The organism is Pseudomonas sp. GNP012, assembly GCF_054343835.1.
This window is the reverse complement of sequence record NZ_JBTGUU010000001.1, coordinates 1,317,672-1,332,894: the sequence shown is the minus strand read 5'-3', so window position 1 is coordinate 1,332,894 and position 15,223 is coordinate 1,317,672. Positions and strand designations below refer to the sequence as shown.

At 58.1% G+C, this 15,223-nt stretch carries 10 protein-coding genes and 1 pseudogene; 4 read left to right on the top strand and 7 right to left on the bottom strand.

Going from position 1 to position 15,223, the window contains the following annotated elements; genetic code table 11:
* Positions 1 to 167: 167 nt before the first annotated feature.
* The 3 genes and pseudogenes from ACXX83_RS05765 to ACXX83_RS05755 all read right to left on the bottom strand — a co-directional run bounded on the left by ACXX83_RS05765 (position 168) and on the right by ACXX83_RS05755 (position 4,623).
* Positions 168 to 3,785: a beta strand repeat-containing protein gene (locus ACXX83_RS05765; protein ID WP_458547788.1), complete on the bottom strand. Its 3,618-nt coding sequence runs from the start codon at positions 3,783 to 3,785 to the stop codon at positions 168 to 170.
* Between the two features lie 275 nt (positions 3,786 to 4,060).
* Positions 4,061 to 4,168 (bottom strand): annotated as a pseudogene (locus tag ACXX83_RS05760) (lysis protein); the annotation flags it as partial.
* Positions 4,169 to 4,272: 104 nt separating this feature from the next.
* Positions 4,273 to 4,623 carry a DUF6124 family protein gene (locus ACXX83_RS05755; protein ID WP_458547787.1) on the bottom strand — a complete coding sequence of 117 codons (351 nt, stop codon included), beginning with the start codon at positions 4,621 to 4,623 and terminating at the stop codon, positions 4,273 to 4,275.
* A 430-nt stretch (positions 4,624 to 5,053) separates the two neighbouring features.
* Here ACXX83_RS05755 and dusA point away from each other — a divergent pair, with 430 nt between their 5' ends.
* Positions 5,054 to 6,049 (top strand): tRNA dihydrouridine(20/20a) synthase DusA, encoded by a 996-nt coding sequence (dusA, locus tag ACXX83_RS05750; protein WP_458547786.1) that lies wholly within the window; start codon positions 5,054 to 5,056, stop codon positions 6,047 to 6,049.
* 54 nt (positions 6,050 to 6,103) lie between these two features.
* Here dusA and ACXX83_RS05745 read toward each other — a convergent pair whose 3' ends face one another.
* Entirely contained in the window at positions 6,104 to 6,937 is an 834-nt protein-coding gene (locus tag ACXX83_RS05745; protein ID WP_458547785.1) for an undecaprenyl-diphosphate phosphatase, read from the bottom strand.
* 555 nt (positions 6,938 to 7,492) lie between these two features.
* Between ACXX83_RS05745 and ACXX83_RS05740 the strand changes: the two genes are divergently transcribed.
* The 3 genes from ACXX83_RS05740 (at position 7,493) to ACXX83_RS05730 (ending at position 10,975) form a co-directional block, all read left to right on the top strand.
* Positions 7,493 to 8,233: a winged helix-turn-helix domain-containing protein gene (locus tag ACXX83_RS05740; RefSeq protein WP_458547784.1), complete on the top strand. Its 741-nt coding sequence runs from the start codon at positions 7,493 to 7,495 to the stop codon at positions 8,231 to 8,233.
* A gap of 296 nt (positions 8,234 to 8,529) precedes the next feature.
* Positions 8,530 to 9,189: a winged helix-turn-helix domain-containing protein gene (locus ACXX83_RS05735; RefSeq protein WP_217837714.1), complete on the top strand. Its 660-nt coding sequence runs from the start codon at positions 8,530 to 8,532 to the stop codon at positions 9,187 to 9,189.
* 391 nt (positions 9,190 to 9,580) lie between these two features.
* Positions 9,581 to 10,975, top strand: a complete 1,395-nt coding sequence (locus tag ACXX83_RS05730; protein WP_458547783.1) for an undecaprenyl-phosphate glucose phosphotransferase — start codon at positions 9,581 to 9,583, stop codon at positions 10,973 to 10,975.
* A gap of 747 nt (positions 10,976 to 11,722) precedes the next feature.
* Here ACXX83_RS05730 and ACXX83_RS05725 read toward each other — a convergent pair.
* From ACXX83_RS05725 to ACXX83_RS05715, 3 genes are read right to left on the bottom strand one after another with little or no spacing between them, the layout of a single operon-like run.
* The gene (locus ACXX83_RS05725; protein WP_458547782.1) at positions 11,723 to 13,801 is read right to left on the bottom strand and encodes a YjbH domain-containing protein; all 2,079 of its coding nucleotides are present in this window, start codon (positions 13,799 to 13,801) and stop codon (positions 11,723 to 11,725) included.
* A complete protein-coding gene (locus ACXX83_RS05720; RefSeq protein WP_217837711.1) occupies positions 13,798 to 14,559 on the bottom strand; it encodes a capsule biosynthesis GfcC family protein in 762 nt (253 codons plus the stop codon). The genes ACXX83_RS05725 and ACXX83_RS05720 overlap by 4 nt, the downstream gene beginning before the upstream one ends.
* The gene (locus ACXX83_RS05715; protein ID WP_458547781.1) at positions 14,556 to 15,221 is read right to left on the bottom strand and encodes a YjbF family lipoprotein; all 666 of its coding nucleotides are present in this window, start codon (positions 15,219 to 15,221) and stop codon (positions 14,556 to 14,558) included. Before ACXX83_RS05715 ends, ACXX83_RS05720 begins: the two co-directional genes overlap by 4 nt.
* Positions 15,222 to 15,223 lie beyond the last annotated feature (2 nt).

Genomic DNA, 15,223 nt, shown 5'->3' with positions numbered 1-15,223 from the left:
TATTCCTGTGGGTTGAGGCGTGGGGACATGACCTTTGGCGGTCATCCTATGCCTCGTCTGTGCCGGGCATCATGAAACAATGCGCAGCGACAGCGTCGGTTCAGGAACCCTGTGCACCGGGCGATATCTTGCCAGGCACACAGGCATAGAGCCCCAGCGACACACCATCAGGCAATGATGTCTGCGCTAGCGAGTGTCGCAACACCAATCAGGGAAATCTCGAACTCCGCAGCCGTGTCGGCATCGGTGCTGCCGGACAGGATGCCGCCAGCGAAGCGCAGCTGCCCCGTCGCGTTACTGCTGAAGGCGTTCGCCCCGATAAAACTGAAAGCATCATTGACCGCGGTGGCCACGTTGGCGTCCAGGGTCGACAGGTCGATTTTGTCGCCTTCACTGGTTTTGAAATCCCCAATCACATCGCGCAAGGTGCCCAGGCCCATCTCGCTCAAGGCATCGAAGTCGAAGCGATCGGCTCCGAGATTGCCATTGAGCCGGTCAACACCCACCCCGCCTGTCAGCAGGTCGTTACCGGCACCGCCATTGAGCACATCATTGCCCGCGCCCCCGTTGAGGGTATTGGCAGCCGTATTGCCGGTCAGGGTGTCGTTGAAGTTACTGCCCGTCAGGTTTTCGAAGGCCAGCAGCGTATCGCTGCCTGAACCACCGGTGGCCTGGGCGGTCGTCAGGGCCAGGTTGACCGTCACCGCACTGGCAGCAAAGGCAAAGGACGCGGTATCGACACCATTGCCGCCATTGAGAATGTTGTTGCCGGCCCCGGCAAACAGCGTGTTGTTCAATGCATTGCCGGTACCGTTGGCGGCCGTGGTTGCCAGCAGGCGCAGGTTTTCCACGTTGGCGCCCAGGGTATAACCCGCCAGGGAGCTGTAGACAGTATCCGTGCCGCCAGTGGCGGCAACCGCATTGGTTTCACTGACCACGTCACCCACGTTATCGACAATGTAAATGTCCGAACCGTCGCCACCCACCAGTGTGTCGACGCCGGCACCCCCATCGAGAGTGTCATTGCCGGCGCCGCCATTGAGCACATCATTGCCCGCGCCACCACTGAGGGTATTGGCCGCCGCATTACCGGTCAGGGTGTCGTTGAAGTTACTGCCCGCCAGGTTTTCGAAGGCCAGCAGCGTATCGCTGCCTGAGCCGCCCGTGGCCTGGGCGGTGGTGACAGCCAGACTGGCGACCACCGCACTGGCGGCAAAGGCAAAGGACGCGGTATCGACCCCGTCGCCGCCATTGAGAATGTTGTTACCGGCCCCGGCAAACAGCGTGTTGTTCAATGTATTGCCGGTACCGTTGGCGGCCGTGGTTGCCAGCAGGCGCAGGTTCTCCACGTTGGCGCCCAGGGTATAACCCGCCAGGGAGCTGTAGACAGAATCCGTGCCACCGGTGGCGGCGACCGCATTGGTTTCACTGACCACATCGCCGACATTATCGACAATGTAAGTGTCCGAACCGTCGCCACCCACCAGTGTGTCGACGCCGGCACCCCCATCGAGAGTGTCATTGCCGGCGCCGCCATTGAGCCCATCATTGCCCGCGCCGCCACTGAGGGTGTTGGCGCCGGCATTGCCGGTCAGGGTGTCGTTGAAATTACTGCCCGCCAGGTTTTCGAAGGCCAACAGCGTATCGCTGCCTGAGCCGCCCGTGGCCTGGGCGGTGGTGACAGCCAGACTGGCAATCACCGCACTGGCGGCAAAGGCATAGGACGCGGTATCCACACCGTCGCCACCGTTGAGAATGTTGTTGCCGGCCCCGGCGAAGAGCGTGTTGTTCAACGCATTGCCGGTACCGTTGGCGGCCGTGGTTGCCAACAGGCGCAGGTTTTCCACGTTGGCGCCCAAGGTATAGCCGGCCAAAGTGCTGCTGACCGTATCCGTGCCACCGGTCGCCGCGACGGCATTGGTTTCATTGACCACATCACCGACGTTATCGACAACGTAAGAGTCCGAACCGTCGCCCCCCACCAGAGTGTCTGCACCGGCACCGCCATTGAGGGTGTCATTGCCCGCGCCGCCACTGAGGGTGTTGGCACCGGCATTGCCGGTCAGGGTGTCGTTGAAGTTACTGCCGGTCAGGTTTTCGAAGGCCAGCAGCGTATCGCTGCCCGAGCCACCGGTGGCCTGCGCGGTCGTCAGGGCCAGGCTGACCGTCACCGCACTGGTGGCAAAGGCGTAGGACGCGGTATCGACCCCGTCGCCGCCATTGAGAATGTTGTTGCCGGCACCGGCAAACAGCGTGTTGTTCAAGGCATTGCCGGTACCGTTGGCGGCCGTGGTTGCCAACAGGCGCAGGTTTTCCACGTTGGCGCCGAGGACGTGGTTCGCCAGGGTACTGTTGACCGTATCGATGCCACCGGTAGCCGCAACGGCATTGGTTTCGCTGACGACATCGAACAGGTTATCAACGAAGTAGATGTCGGAGCCGTCGCCGCCAGTCATCCTGTCTATGCCGGCACCACCGTTGAGCGTGTCGTTGCCCGCATCACCGTTGAGATGGTCGTTTGCACTGCCGCCCGTGAGGGTGTCGTTACCCGCCCCGGCATCGATGACCACGCTGCCGACACCCGCCCAGGTCAGCACGTTGGCCGCGGCATCGCCCGCCAGGCCGGTCAGTTTGTTGCCACTTGCATCGAAACGCTGGAAGTAAGTGCCTGAACCTGCGCCATCCTGGCCGATGGACTCCCACACCACCACATAACCGCCATCAGTCAGCGTAGTCACCCGCGTAATGATCTGATCGCCCGCTACCGTCGTGTTGACACGGGTTTGCGCACCGACCAGAGCGCCACTGGCATTAATACGCTGGGTGAAAACGCCATCGACATCACCCGGGCCATTGCCCACCCAAGTGACCAGGTAACCACCATCGAACATTACCGAGACGTGAGCCTCTCCCTGAGCACCAGTGGTCGTGGTGTTGACCCGGGTCTGCGGGCCAATCTTGCCACCGGCGGAGTTATAGAGCTGGGAAAATACGTCTCTTTGTTCCACTCCGGTAACAGTATTAGGGTAAGACTCCCAGACGAGCAGGTAATTGCCGTTGGCCTGCACAGCGACCATATGCTCGGACTGGATATCCACAGAGGGTGTGTTGACCAGGGTTTCCACACCAACCTTGGCGCCAGCCGAGTTAAAGCGCTGGGTGAAGATGCCGTAGTCATCTCCCGGGCCACTCCCCTCCCACACCGCCAGGTAACCACCGTCGGGAACACCAAAAATCTGTGGAAAATCCTGAGGCCCCGCGGTGGTGGTGTTGATGTGAACTTCCCCACCGACCTTGACCCCGCTGGCATTGAAGCGCTGCAGAAAAGACCCGAAGTCGCCAGTGGTCTCCTCTGCCCCCCATGTCACCACATAACCACCGTCGGCCAGGGCGGTAATTTCAGGGGAATCGCGCAAACCTGCCGTGGTTGTATTGACCACAGTTTCGCCACCGACCTTTGCCCCGCTGGCACTGTACTGTTGGGTAAAGAGGCACTGTAGCCCCCCGGTATTGAGGCCGGACCAGGTCACAACGTAACCGCCGTTAAGCAACCCGACCACCGAAGGCTGACTCTGCTCGCCCGCCAGCGTGGTATTGACCAGCGTCTCGCCCCCCACCTTGGCACCGCTGGCGTTATAGCGCTGGGTAAAGAGGCCGGTGGCGTCACCCACACCATTGCCTTGCCAGGCAATGACAAAACCACCATCGATCAACCCGTAGATATTGGGATCTCCCTGGTCCCCTGCAGTCGTGGTGTTGATCAGAGTTTCACCAAAATTTGGCATGGCATACACCTTCTGCGGGATGACGAGGCGAGTCGCGGAGATTTGAGAGTTTGAGGATAGATGGGTGCCATCAAAACGCTAGCTCGTCTGTCGGGTATGGATCCGATTTATGGGGGGTTGGGGGAAGGGGTCGTTGAAAGGAGTGTTTGAGCCAACTGGTGATTTGATTGGTTCGATGTTTAAAACTGTATGGAAATGAACACCGGTGAGGCGGTCGCGCAAGTTGCAAGGTAACGTCGTTTCCGTTTGCGACGCATCCAGACCGGTCGCTCTTTTCACTTCGGTGTTAAGACTTCTTTGGCGTAGGCCTGACAGGCCACCAAGGCGATCAGTCCATGGTGGCCTGCATCAGAGATGCCGATAATTCGCCGAGCATGCGCCGGTCAAATTGGGCACTTGTGACATGAACTACGGCGCCAGCCTCGATAGCGCTAGCTAACACCGTAAAATCCAGGCTCCTCTACCAACGCTCTTGCTCGACTGGTCTTCACACCCCACCAACCGGATCAACATTATCCAACGCCCGATTCACCAACAACTCCCCCACCACCGCCAACTGCTGAATCGACAGCGCCAGACTGCGTGGCGAGCCTTCGAGCTTGCAGGCCAGATCGGTAGTCAGGACGTTCAGCGACGCGAGGGTTTCGCAGGCGTGGCACAGCAAGGTTTCGGTGTCGACGTCGGGAAGGATGGTAAAGACGTGGCAGACGGGGTCGGCGTGATTGGGGTTGCGCAGGCGTTTACTGACGATGCGATGGCTGGCTTCGGATAGCTGGTCGAGATCAAGTGAGTCGCAAGCTGCTGAAGCAACAGGAGGATCAGGCGTGACTTTTTTCATTGTTGTCGTTCCTAGAATTGAATGAAGGAACTGCCAGCATCACTTCCACATGATGGGTGGCAGCTGTGCGCAGGTGTGGAAGACCGGGGATCTAGGAACCCGGCGCACCCGAAGGTGCCCCGCGCACAGCCGCCATAATTTAACAGCAGACATGAAAAAAGCGCCTGCCTAAATTCAGGTGGCGCCTGTGCGCCTAGATCTTGTGAAGGGCTTCCACACCCTTGTCGCTGAATTTGCAGCGACTCAAAAAGGCTATCCGGGTGGCTGAGGGAGTGCAATGTGGGCGATGGGGACGTGTATTGCGGGAAACATCCGACATTTTCATGCTGATTTAAACAGACCTGATTGCCGGTATCCGGACTCCTGAGCCCCGTCATCCCATTCCTGATAAACTCCCCCTCCTCCCAGCCTCACCGATTCCAGATTGCCAATGTCCGCAGCCAACGCTTCACCCGCCCCGCTCTCCCGCCGTTTCTCCGTCGCACCCATGATGGACTGGACCGACCGCCACTGCCGCTTCTTCCTGCGCCTGCTGTCGAAAAACGCCCTGCTCTACACCGAAATGGTCACCACCGGTGCCCTGCTCAATGGCGATCACGAGCGTTTCCTGCGTCACAACGAGGCCGAGCATCCGTTGGCGTTGCAGCTTGGCGGCAGTGTGCCGCTGGACCTGGCGGCGTGTGCGCGCATGGCGCAGGAGCATGGTTACGATGAGGTGAACCTGAATGTCGGCTGCCCGAGCGATCGGGTGCAGAACAATATGATCGGTGCGTGCCTGATGGGGCATCCGCAGTTGGTGGCCGATTGTGTGAAGGCGATGCGGGATGCGGTGTCGATTCCGGTGACGGTCAAGCACCGTATCGGGATCAATGGCCGGGACAGTTACGAGGAGCTGTGTGATTTCGTCGGCACGGTGCGGGATGCCGGGTGCACCAGTTTTACCGTGCACGCGCGGATTGCGATTCTGGAGGGGTTGTCGCCGAAGGAGAACCGTGACATTCCGCCCCTGCGTTATGACGTGGCGGCGCGGTTGAAGGCGGACTTTCCTGAACTGGAGATCATTCTCAACGGCGGCATCAAGTCGCTGGAGGCCTGCCACGAGCATTTGCAGACGTTCGACGGCGTGATGCTGGGCCGCGAGGCGTATCACAACCCTTATGTGATGGCCGAGGTGGATCAGCAGCTGTTCGGCAGTACGGCGCCGGTGATCACGCGTGCCGAAGCGCTGGCGCAGTTACGGCCGTATATCGCTGCACACATCGATGCCGGCGGTTCGATGCACCACATCACGCGGCATGTGTTGGGGTTGGGCACCGGGTTTCCGGGGGCGCGCAAGTTTCGGCAGTTGCTGTCGGTGGATATCCACAAGGCCAAGGAGCCCTTGGCCTTGCTGGATCAAGCGGCCGGGTTGCTTGAAGGGCGTTGATGCCCGGTTGTTATCGCCATTAAGCCAGGCGGTTTGATCCGCCTGGCTCGCCTGTCAGCTGGCGGCCGCAGCCGTCCAGTTCACCCAACCGAATGCCCAGGTCGCCAGGATGAACAATCCGAAAACTATCCGGTACCACGCGAAGGTGGCATAACTGTGGTTCGCAATGAACTTGAGCAAGCCGCGTACGGCGATCATGGCGAAAAAGAACGCTGTGACGAAGCCCAGGGCGAAAACTGCCAGGTCGCCGGCCTGGAACAGCTCCCGGTACTTGTAGCCTGAATACACCGCCGCACCAACCATGGTCGGCATCGCCAGGAAGAACGAGTACTCGGTGGCGGCCTTGCGCGACAGGCCAAACAGCAACCCGCCGATAATGGTCGATCCGGAACGGGAAGTGCCCGGTATCATCGCCAGGCATTGCGCGAAGCCTACCTTCAGCGCATCCGGCCAGCGCATGTCGTCGACATGTTCGATGTGCACCACGTGGTCCCTCTGCTCCGCCCACAACATGACAATGCCGCCCACGACCAATGCGACTGCCACGGTGATCGGGTTGAACAGGTAGTGATGAATCTGGTCGGCGAACAAGACACCCAGAACGACGGCCGGAAGAAAGCCGATCAGCAAGTTCAGCGTGAAGCGTTGTGCATTGCGTTGGGTCGGCAGTCCTTTGACAGTCTCTGTAATCTTGCGGCGAAACTCCCAGACAACGGCAAGAATGGCGCCCAGCTGAATAATGATATTGAACGCCATGGCGCGTTCACCGCCAAACTCCAGTAAGTCCGCAACAATAATCTGGTGGCCCGTACTGGAGATGGGCAAGAACTCGGTCAGGCCCTCTACCGCGCCCAGTACCACCACTTTGAAAAGGGTCCAGAAATCCATCAATCCTCCGTCAGACCGTTCTTTGGGAACGATCCGTCAACTGTACTCAGATATTGAGTAGCTCAAGCAAAACAATCGAGACATCCACACCCATTACCTGATGTAGCGAGGGAGAATATGTCTTATCAAAAGACACACTCAAGCCATGTTAATAATCGTCCGGGTACGAACAGCCCGGAAAATATTTAGGTAATTAGTAGAAAAAAGTCTCGCCACTCAATAAAGTGTGATCGCTCTCACAGTATTTGGGTTCTTACTGGATTCATCACCTTGGCCTGAATAGTGGCACGTAGTGGGCCAAACAGTGGCAAAAGGACATAAAAACAAATCGCCATCGTTTCAAAATAGTGGCACAATTCCATATTGCCACCATCTAAGGACGATATTTCACTAGTTCAGCCTGCCGAGAAAATCAACTAAAAGCTTGAAAAGCTTAACTATTGTTAGAAAACTCGAGAGCCACGTCTAAAATTGGCGTAAATGTTACCAATTGTCAGTCACAGATGAGAACCGGTGCTTTAACATCCCGATGTCAGCACCTATTCGAGTCAATGCATGATGCTTACAGGGAACTTAGCGACTAGAAGCCAGCGCCAGACTAACGATGAACCCGGAGTTCTCACTCTGGGTCGTACCCGTGGCGTGGCTGAACATTTTAGAGCGCTAGTCGCAAGGCATGTGCGGACCGATATGGCACTAGATGCCAATTCCTACACTAGTTCATTCAAGAAGAATGAACGCTCTGGTTCGTACCGCGCCATCTTCATCATCATCGACAGCCCCCAGGCCCTCGAGGAAAGCCTCGCGCTAGTGGAAAACCTGCGCACCAGCAACTTGAAACCCATCATTTGCGCGGTGATCACGGGCCGAGGCAGCTACAACAAGATCAAGTACTATCTTGCGGGGGCTGACTACTGTATCAAGTTCAATACCCTTTCCGATGAAAGCTCCGAGTTGCTCGCCGAGTTCTTCAACAGTGAAGAATGGCAAAGAGATATCAATTTGATATTGGACCCCACCCGTATCTGTCTACTGGGCACCAGCAAGAAGCTGGACATTTCCTTTGCAGAAATGAAGATTCTGGAAGCCTTTGCGCAAACCAGTAACCACATACTAAGCCACGATGAAATCGCCAACATCATGGGGCTCAACACCAACTTTTATGACCCCAGGGCGCTGGAAAAATCGATCAGTCGCCTTCGTGGAAAAATCAAGGACATGTATGGCACAAACGCCATCCAGAGCATCCGGGGGCATGGGTACCGGTTGATGAGGGGGCTGATCTCGACTCCCTGACACACAGCGGAGCTGGCGTTTTAATATCAATTCAACAGGCGATTTTCCTCAACGATACAAAGGTCTCGACTTCATCGTTTTTTTTGTATTTCATACTGACGGCACCTATCGATTCCATCACCGAGGCAACATCGGACCATAACAATAAGAGTTTATTCTGTAGCTGTAGATCGAGTGGAACCTATCGAGGGCCAAATTTGGGCCCAGACCCTGCCTTTCGATTACTTCCGAGGGAGTCTTTACTCCCCTGCCGATCATCTTTTCGCCAAATTTGGTGTGTACTTCAGGAGAGAGACATGGAAACTAGTACAACCCTCCCAAGGAAATACTTTGTCGTCGTGACCCACAGCACTACGTCGCAGCGTGAACTTGAGACCATCCTGTCCAGTGAGCGCTTCAACTCGTTTGGCACCTCCCAGGCACAAATGTTTGTTGAAGGTGTTGCTTCGCCCTCTTCCGCTCCCGTGCTGATGGAGTTCAGCTACCCCAACGTTTCAAGGAAAAACGTTGCGCGCAGTATCGAACACGACACACAGCGACTATTGGCCACCCTGGAATCCGAATGGCTGGCAGCGCAATCGACAAATCCATTCCACAGCATGCCGGCAACTGCCGGGGCAGCCAACGATATCTCGCGAACAATCGAGGGCGACACTCCTTACAGCGAAGCCTGGCAACTCGACAAGGATCAAAGCGTATTGGCAAAAGAGGGCGTCGAAATCAGCCTGACCGGATTGGAAGCCGCGCTGGTAAAGAAAATGTTGCACCATGAAGAGCGTGTCGTCAGTCGCGACGAACTGATCCTCAGCATCGGCAGGGAGCCGGAGCAATATCGCGGCCTGGAAATGTGCCTGAGTCGGCTGCAAGACAAATTCAAATTGGCCAGTAACGGTGAGCGCCTGTTTCGCGCAGTCAGAAATCGCGGCTATTGCCTGATCCAGGAAGTCGTGGCGTAAACACCCCAAACTTTAGCAATTAAAACAAACAGAAACAGTGCGATTACAACAATAAAAAAAGCACTCTGTTTGGTTTCAACCTCCGCGCTGGCACAACCCTCTTATCCCCACCCCTCCTACAATACCAAAGACCACTCTAATTATTCACCCACTTCCATTTGACCTTTTCTAACGCTCGACTTTTTCTAAAAACTCGATAGTTGGCACTTTGCCATCTTGTTAGAACTCGTCAGACAGTATCTTCGCCAATAACTTAGTCTATTGACTGACGACAGTTCGGCATATCGACGTTGTTACCTCAGGACACTCGCTCTAACAACAATAACAAGTCTGCTTAACAACTCGGATTTCAACTGTCGAAACCTGAATGGACGTCTTTTGGGGATATTGTATGGATCTTACTCTTAGTATCAATCGAAACACTGGCCTCAAGGGACTTACCTTTTGGGGACAATGGGCACTGGCACAGGGCTTTGTAGTTTCTCTGCTGTTCATACTTGCTGAACGGCACACCGGATCGGTCGAGTTCTATTACCGAATGTGCGCAACGCTCGCCGTCCTGGCCTCGGTTCCGGCTTATACGTTCAGCGGTGTGTACCGCAAAAGAGACAATTATCTGTCAGGGCTGGGACGCCTGTTCATGGGCTGGTCCATGACGATGGCGGCGCTGGCCTGCATCGCGTTTATCTGCAAGGCCGATGAGCTGTTTTCCCGCCAAGTCATCCTGGGTTGGGCGGTGTACGGTTTCCTCGGACAGGCATTGCTGTATGCGCCGCTGCATGCGTTCTCGAAGTTCTACCAGCGGTCACGTAAAAGCGAGCATAAAACCCTGATCGTCGGCACCGGTGAACTGGCACTGGGATTGGCGAACAAGCTGAGCGATCTCGAAAACCTGCCATTGGTGGGCCTGGTCAGCAACGGCGCCCCTCCTTCCCTGGAACCCGGCGCACCCCGCATCGTCGGCGCCCAGGAAGACCTGCTGGATCTGATCAAGACCCATGACATCCGTCGTTTGTACATCACGCTACCCCTGTCGGAAGCGGCACAAATCGAAGCCATGTACGTCGATTTGCTGGATGCCAACGTTGACGTGGTCTGGGTGCCGGACTTAAACAGCCTGACGCTGCTCAATCACTCGGTGAAAGTCGTGGACGGCTTGCCGGCGATCTACCTGAACGAAAGTCCGCTGACCAGCCGGCCCACTGCCGCACTGAGTAAAAGCCTGGCGGAAAAAAGCGTGGCCCTGCTGGCCATTATCCTGCTGAGCCCGGTTTTGCTGCTCATTGCACTGGCCGTAAAGCTCAATTCGCCCGGCCCGGTGTTCTTCAAGCAGGACCGCCATGGCTGGAACGGCAAGGTGATCCAGGTGTGGAAGTTCCGCTCCATGCGGGTGCACGATGATCATGAGGTCAAGCAGGCCAGCCGTAACGACTCGCGCATCACCGCCGTCGGACGCTTTATCCGTCGCACGTCGCTGGACGAGTTACCGCAACTGTTCAACGTGCTGCAAGGACACATGGCACTGGTCGGCCCGCGCCCTCACGCCATCGCGCACAACAACTACTACTCCGGGAAAATTCTCGCCTACATGGCCCGCCATCGAATCAAACCGGGCATTACGGGCCTGGCGCAAATCAATGGTTGCCGCGGCGAGACGGACACCATCGACAAGATGCAGAAGCGTGTCGAGATCGACCTCAAGTACATCAACAACTGGTCGTTGTGGCTGGACCTGAAGATTCTGGTGAAGACTCCGTTCACCTTGTTGTCGAAAGACATCTACTGATGGTCTAGGGCTGCACCAGGCAACACCGCAAGGGGACGCAAGTCCCCTTTTTTGTGGCTGTGATTCTGGAGTTGGGCGGCTACCCGAATCTCCGGTCCACCAATATTTCCCTGTGGGAGCGTGGCTTGCCCGCGAAAGCGTCGGGTCAGCCAACATCAATGCTGGATATGCCGACGCCATCGCGAGCAAGCTCGCTCCCGCAGGGGATTGGCGGTGTGCCTGGATCTACGGGTCGCCAAGTAACTACTGTGGGAGCGTGGCTTGCCCGCGAAAGCGTCGGGTCAGCCAACATCAATGCTGGATATGCCGACGCCATCGCGAGCAAGCCCGCTCCCACAGGGGATTGGCGGTGTGCCTGGATCTACGGGTCGCCAAGTAACTACTGTGGGAGCGTGGCTTGCCCGCGAAAGCGTCGGGTCAGCCAACATCAATGCTGGATGTGCCGACGCCATCGCGAGCAAGCTCGCTCCCACAGGGGATTGGCGGTGTGCCTGGATCTACGGGTCGCCAAGTAACTACTGTGGGAGCGTGGCTTGCCCGCGAAAGCGTCGGGTCAGCCAACATCAATGCTGGATATGCCGACGCCTTCGCGAGCAAGCTCGCTCCCACAGGGATTGGCGGTGTGCCTGGATCTACGGGTCGCCAAGTAACTACTGTGGGAGCGTGGCTTGCCCGCGAAAGCGTCGGGTCAGCCAACATCAATGCTGGATATGCCGACGCCTTCGCGAGCAAGCTCGCTCCCACAGGTTACTCGGTGATCTTCTCGAAGTTGCGGTAGAACATGTCGTCGTCGCGGCTGTCGGTCATGGAGTGCAGCTGGTAGCTGCGATTGAGCCGTGCACCGCCATCCCGGGTCAGTGGCGACCAGACGAGGTTGGCGCGGCGCATGGTCGACATGCTCATCAGTTCGTCGAACGGAATAGACAGGTAGATGCCTTTGTCGAAACTACCTTCGCCGTATTCAGCGCCGGTGGCCGTGGTGATCGTTGCCCAGGCGCCAAACCGTACACCGTTGGAAAACTCCCGCGAGATATCCAGTGTGCCGCCCCAGTCACCCGCCAGGTAGCGCCCGACGCTGACGGCTGCCAGCGTATCGTAGGGCAAGTCGGTGTAGCCGGTGATGTGGCCGGTCACCACTGAATAATCACGCAAGCCAAACCCCTGGTCGAACTCCCGCTGGCGGACGTAGTTCAGGTCCGCGCCCACCGACCAGCGCTCGCCGGTCGAACGGAACAGCACCTCGCCCCCGACGCCGGCAAACATCGACTCCAGGTAGCCACCGTAGACCATGCCATACAGGTCTTTGTCCAACTGCTCGGCATGGCTGACCTGGAACAACGGCATGGTGACATCGGACGTGGTCATGTACTGGCGCAAGTCCGTGCGCACACGGGGCAAGCCGCTGGGTGCGTCATAGGTGAACTTGTCGAAGTTGTTGATCAGGTTGGCACTGAGCAAGCCGCTCCACCAGGTGTTGCGGTTGAAGCGGTACTCGGCGTCCGCGTCGGCGCTGAACTGATAGAGCAAGCCATCGGGGCCGCCGACGTTCTGCTTGAAGCCCAGCCCGACGCCATAAGCGAATGGCTGCATCGCTTCGGTGTAGAGGGTTTTCTCGTTGTGCGGCATCGCCGGGTTGATCTCGGTGGTGCGGTGCAGCGATTGCAACGGCTCCTCGTTGTTGATGACTTCGCGGAAGGTTTGCCGAGGCACGCTGGTTTCTTCAAGCGGCAGGCCGTAGCGCTTGTTCACCACGGTGAACCAGTCGATATCGTCGTTGACACTGTTGTCCAAAATCCGGCTCGCGCGGCCTACGGCCTTGGCCGAATGGAAGTAACGCTGCTGCTCGCCGTACACGAACAATTCGGAATCGCGCTGGCTGATGCGCTCGACCTTGTACCCGGCATTTTGCTGCAGGCGCCGGGACACATCGGCCCAGTCGACCTGATCCATCCCGGTGCTCGGCGCCTTCGCCGGCAAGGGTTCAGCCGGTGGATCGAACGTCTTGGCCGGCGCCTTGCGGCTGGCGAAGTTGGTGTGGAAAGTGACGCCGAACATCGCCGTGTTGCCGCGCTCCCAGGCCGCGCTGACGTCGATCGAGTCAGTCAGTTTGAACACCGCACCAAGGTTGATCGGCGAGTCCTGCTTGATCTCGTTGTCCTTCGGCTCGTGCTTGTAATCGTTGCCTTCGTATTCGAGTTTCAGGCTGAGCCGATCCCAAGGCGTCTGGTAACTCACGCCGCCGAACAATGAAGGCTCGCCGCGAAAGTAGGCCCCGGTATTGACGTCACCGGTGCCTTCGCTGTCGGGTCGGGTCTTGAAGCGATCGTCGATATAGCCCAGCGGATTTTCAAAGTCGCCGCGGTTGCCCAAGTAACCCCAGGCAATGCCGGCGCTGAAATCAAAATTGTCGTAGCGCTTGTTGGCCACCACGAACTCACTGGAGAACAGGCCTGTACCACCGATGTCCCGGAAACCCAAGGCCACCTCGGGCGCCCAATGGGTTTCTTCCCACAGGCGGGCCTTGAGGTCGACCGCCTTGTCCTTATAGCTCTGGTTGCCGCTCAACGATTCGGGGCCATAGGGACGGTTGGTGATCGCGGTGTAGCGAAACGAACCTTCCAGCCACTCAAGCGGCTGAAGTGAAACGCTGTAGCGACTATAGGGGTCGGTGCGGTTGGCATTCAGGCTCAACTCACCGGCCGGCGCCATCCGCGCCGTCGGCGTTTGCAACAAGCCCGCGCCACCGAAATCATTCTGGGTAATGCGTGGTTCTGCATAAGCCAGACCACACGGCAATAACAATACGGCTGCAAAACGTAAATTCAACGAACCACCTCAGCCAGCTGCGTGGCAATAAATTCGGCCAACTGCTGATTCAGTTCAGTGACAGGCGGATCAAGGTCATCGGTTTTGACCGGGACCAGAATCCTGCTGCCGGCGACAGGTATCTGCCCGCTCTCGCGATTCCAGTGCGCAATGCCGACGCGCCGGGTGACGCCGTTGGGCTGGATCAACCACAGGTAATCGGCGTCCGCATCGACCAGCGGCGTGCAACCCTGCAGGTAATCGCGGGCCTCTTGCAGTGGCTGATAGGTCAACCTGCACGACTCGGCGACAGCGCCGAGCACCTCGACTTCGTCGACCCGCAACGGGTAGATGAGGCGATCGCCGTCGTCCAGGCGGATGTTGCGGGCAAACCCGACTTCCACGGCGACCGGGTCCAGAACGGCCACCTGGCGCCCGGTGACCGGCATGCGCCGGACTTGCCCGGCCAATCGCACCGCCAGGGCAGCCCGGCTCGGCCTGTCGAAAAGCACGGCCATGCGCTGCAACACGTCCAGATCGAACAGCACCCCGGCCTTGAGCCGGGTCTGTTGCTCGAGCAGGGACTGACGAAGCAATACGCCCGCCAACCAGTAACTTTCGGCATTGGGCTGGGCCACGTTGATCACATCCAGCAACCGCCCGCCCGCCGGCAGGTCGACCGGCCCCGGGTTGGCCACGTCACCGGTGACGGTGACCGCTGCATGGCTGACGCTGGCGATCAACAGCAGGCACGCCGATAGAGCCCTGACCCGCTTCACCGGGCATGCCTGCGGTCAGGGGTCAGTTGCACGATCTTGACCCGCAGTTGCGAGGTCAGTTGCTGCTCACTCTGCACAATGAAACCGTCAACGGGGTCGACCCAGTAACGATTGGTCGCACGCAGGCCGATGGCCGGCGCGTCAATCTGCTCATCGACACGTAGCACGGCGTATTCCTTGTTGAGGATTTCCAGGGTTTCCAAGGATTTGCGGGAGAAGCGACTGTTCAAGGTCACCCCGACTTCCTGGCCCTGGTAGAGATCGATCCAGCGCTGGCTGGTGTAGCCATCGGGCACTTGATGAAGGCCTTGCTTGAAGGGCGAGACGTCGGCAAGGCGCGTCCCGTCCAGATCGCCGCCCAGGCCCAGGCCGATGCTGCGCACCGCCAGGCCATCGCGCATGAGCAGGACCTGTTTGCCCGACGCGACCCAGAACTGCAGGTCGTCGCGCTCACGCACCAGCGCCAGCACGCCGGAACCGGACGGTGTGGTCAGCTTGAGCTGGGGATAGCGGACATCCGCGACCTGGGCCGCCGTCACGTCCAGCTCATCCGGCCCCGACACCGCCGATTTGAGGTTGGTCAACGAAGCGACCATCAGCGGGTTACAGCCACACAACATCAAGGCCGCTATCAAGCAGACGCCAACTTTCAACGTTCTCACGA

Coding starts and splice junctions, on each gene's coding strand:
- ACXX83_RS05735 (WP_217837714.1), top strand. CDS start 8,530: ATGGAAACTAGTACAACCCTCCCAAGGAAATACTTTGTCGTCGTGACC.
- dusA (WP_458547786.1), top strand. CDS start 5,054: ATGTCCGCAGCCAACGCTTCACCCGCCCCGCTCTCCCGCCGTTTCTCC.
- ACXX83_RS05740 (WP_458547784.1), top strand. CDS start 7,493: ATGATGCTTACAGGGAACTTAGCGACTAGAAGCCAGCGCCAGACTAAC.
- ACXX83_RS05765 (WP_458547788.1), bottom strand. CDS start 3,785: ATGCCAAATTTTGGTGAAACTCTGATCAACACCACGACTGCAGGGGAC.
- ACXX83_RS05745 (WP_458547785.1), bottom strand. CDS start 6,937: ATGGATTTCTGGACCCTTTTCAAAGTGGTGGTACTGGGCGCGGTAGAG.
- ACXX83_RS05755 (WP_458547787.1), bottom strand. CDS start 4,623: ATGAAAAAAGTCACGCCTGATCCTCCTGTTGCTTCAGCAGCTTGCGAC.
- ACXX83_RS05730 (WP_458547783.1), top strand. CDS start 9,581: ATGGATCTTACTCTTAGTATCAATCGAAACACTGGCCTCAAGGGACTT.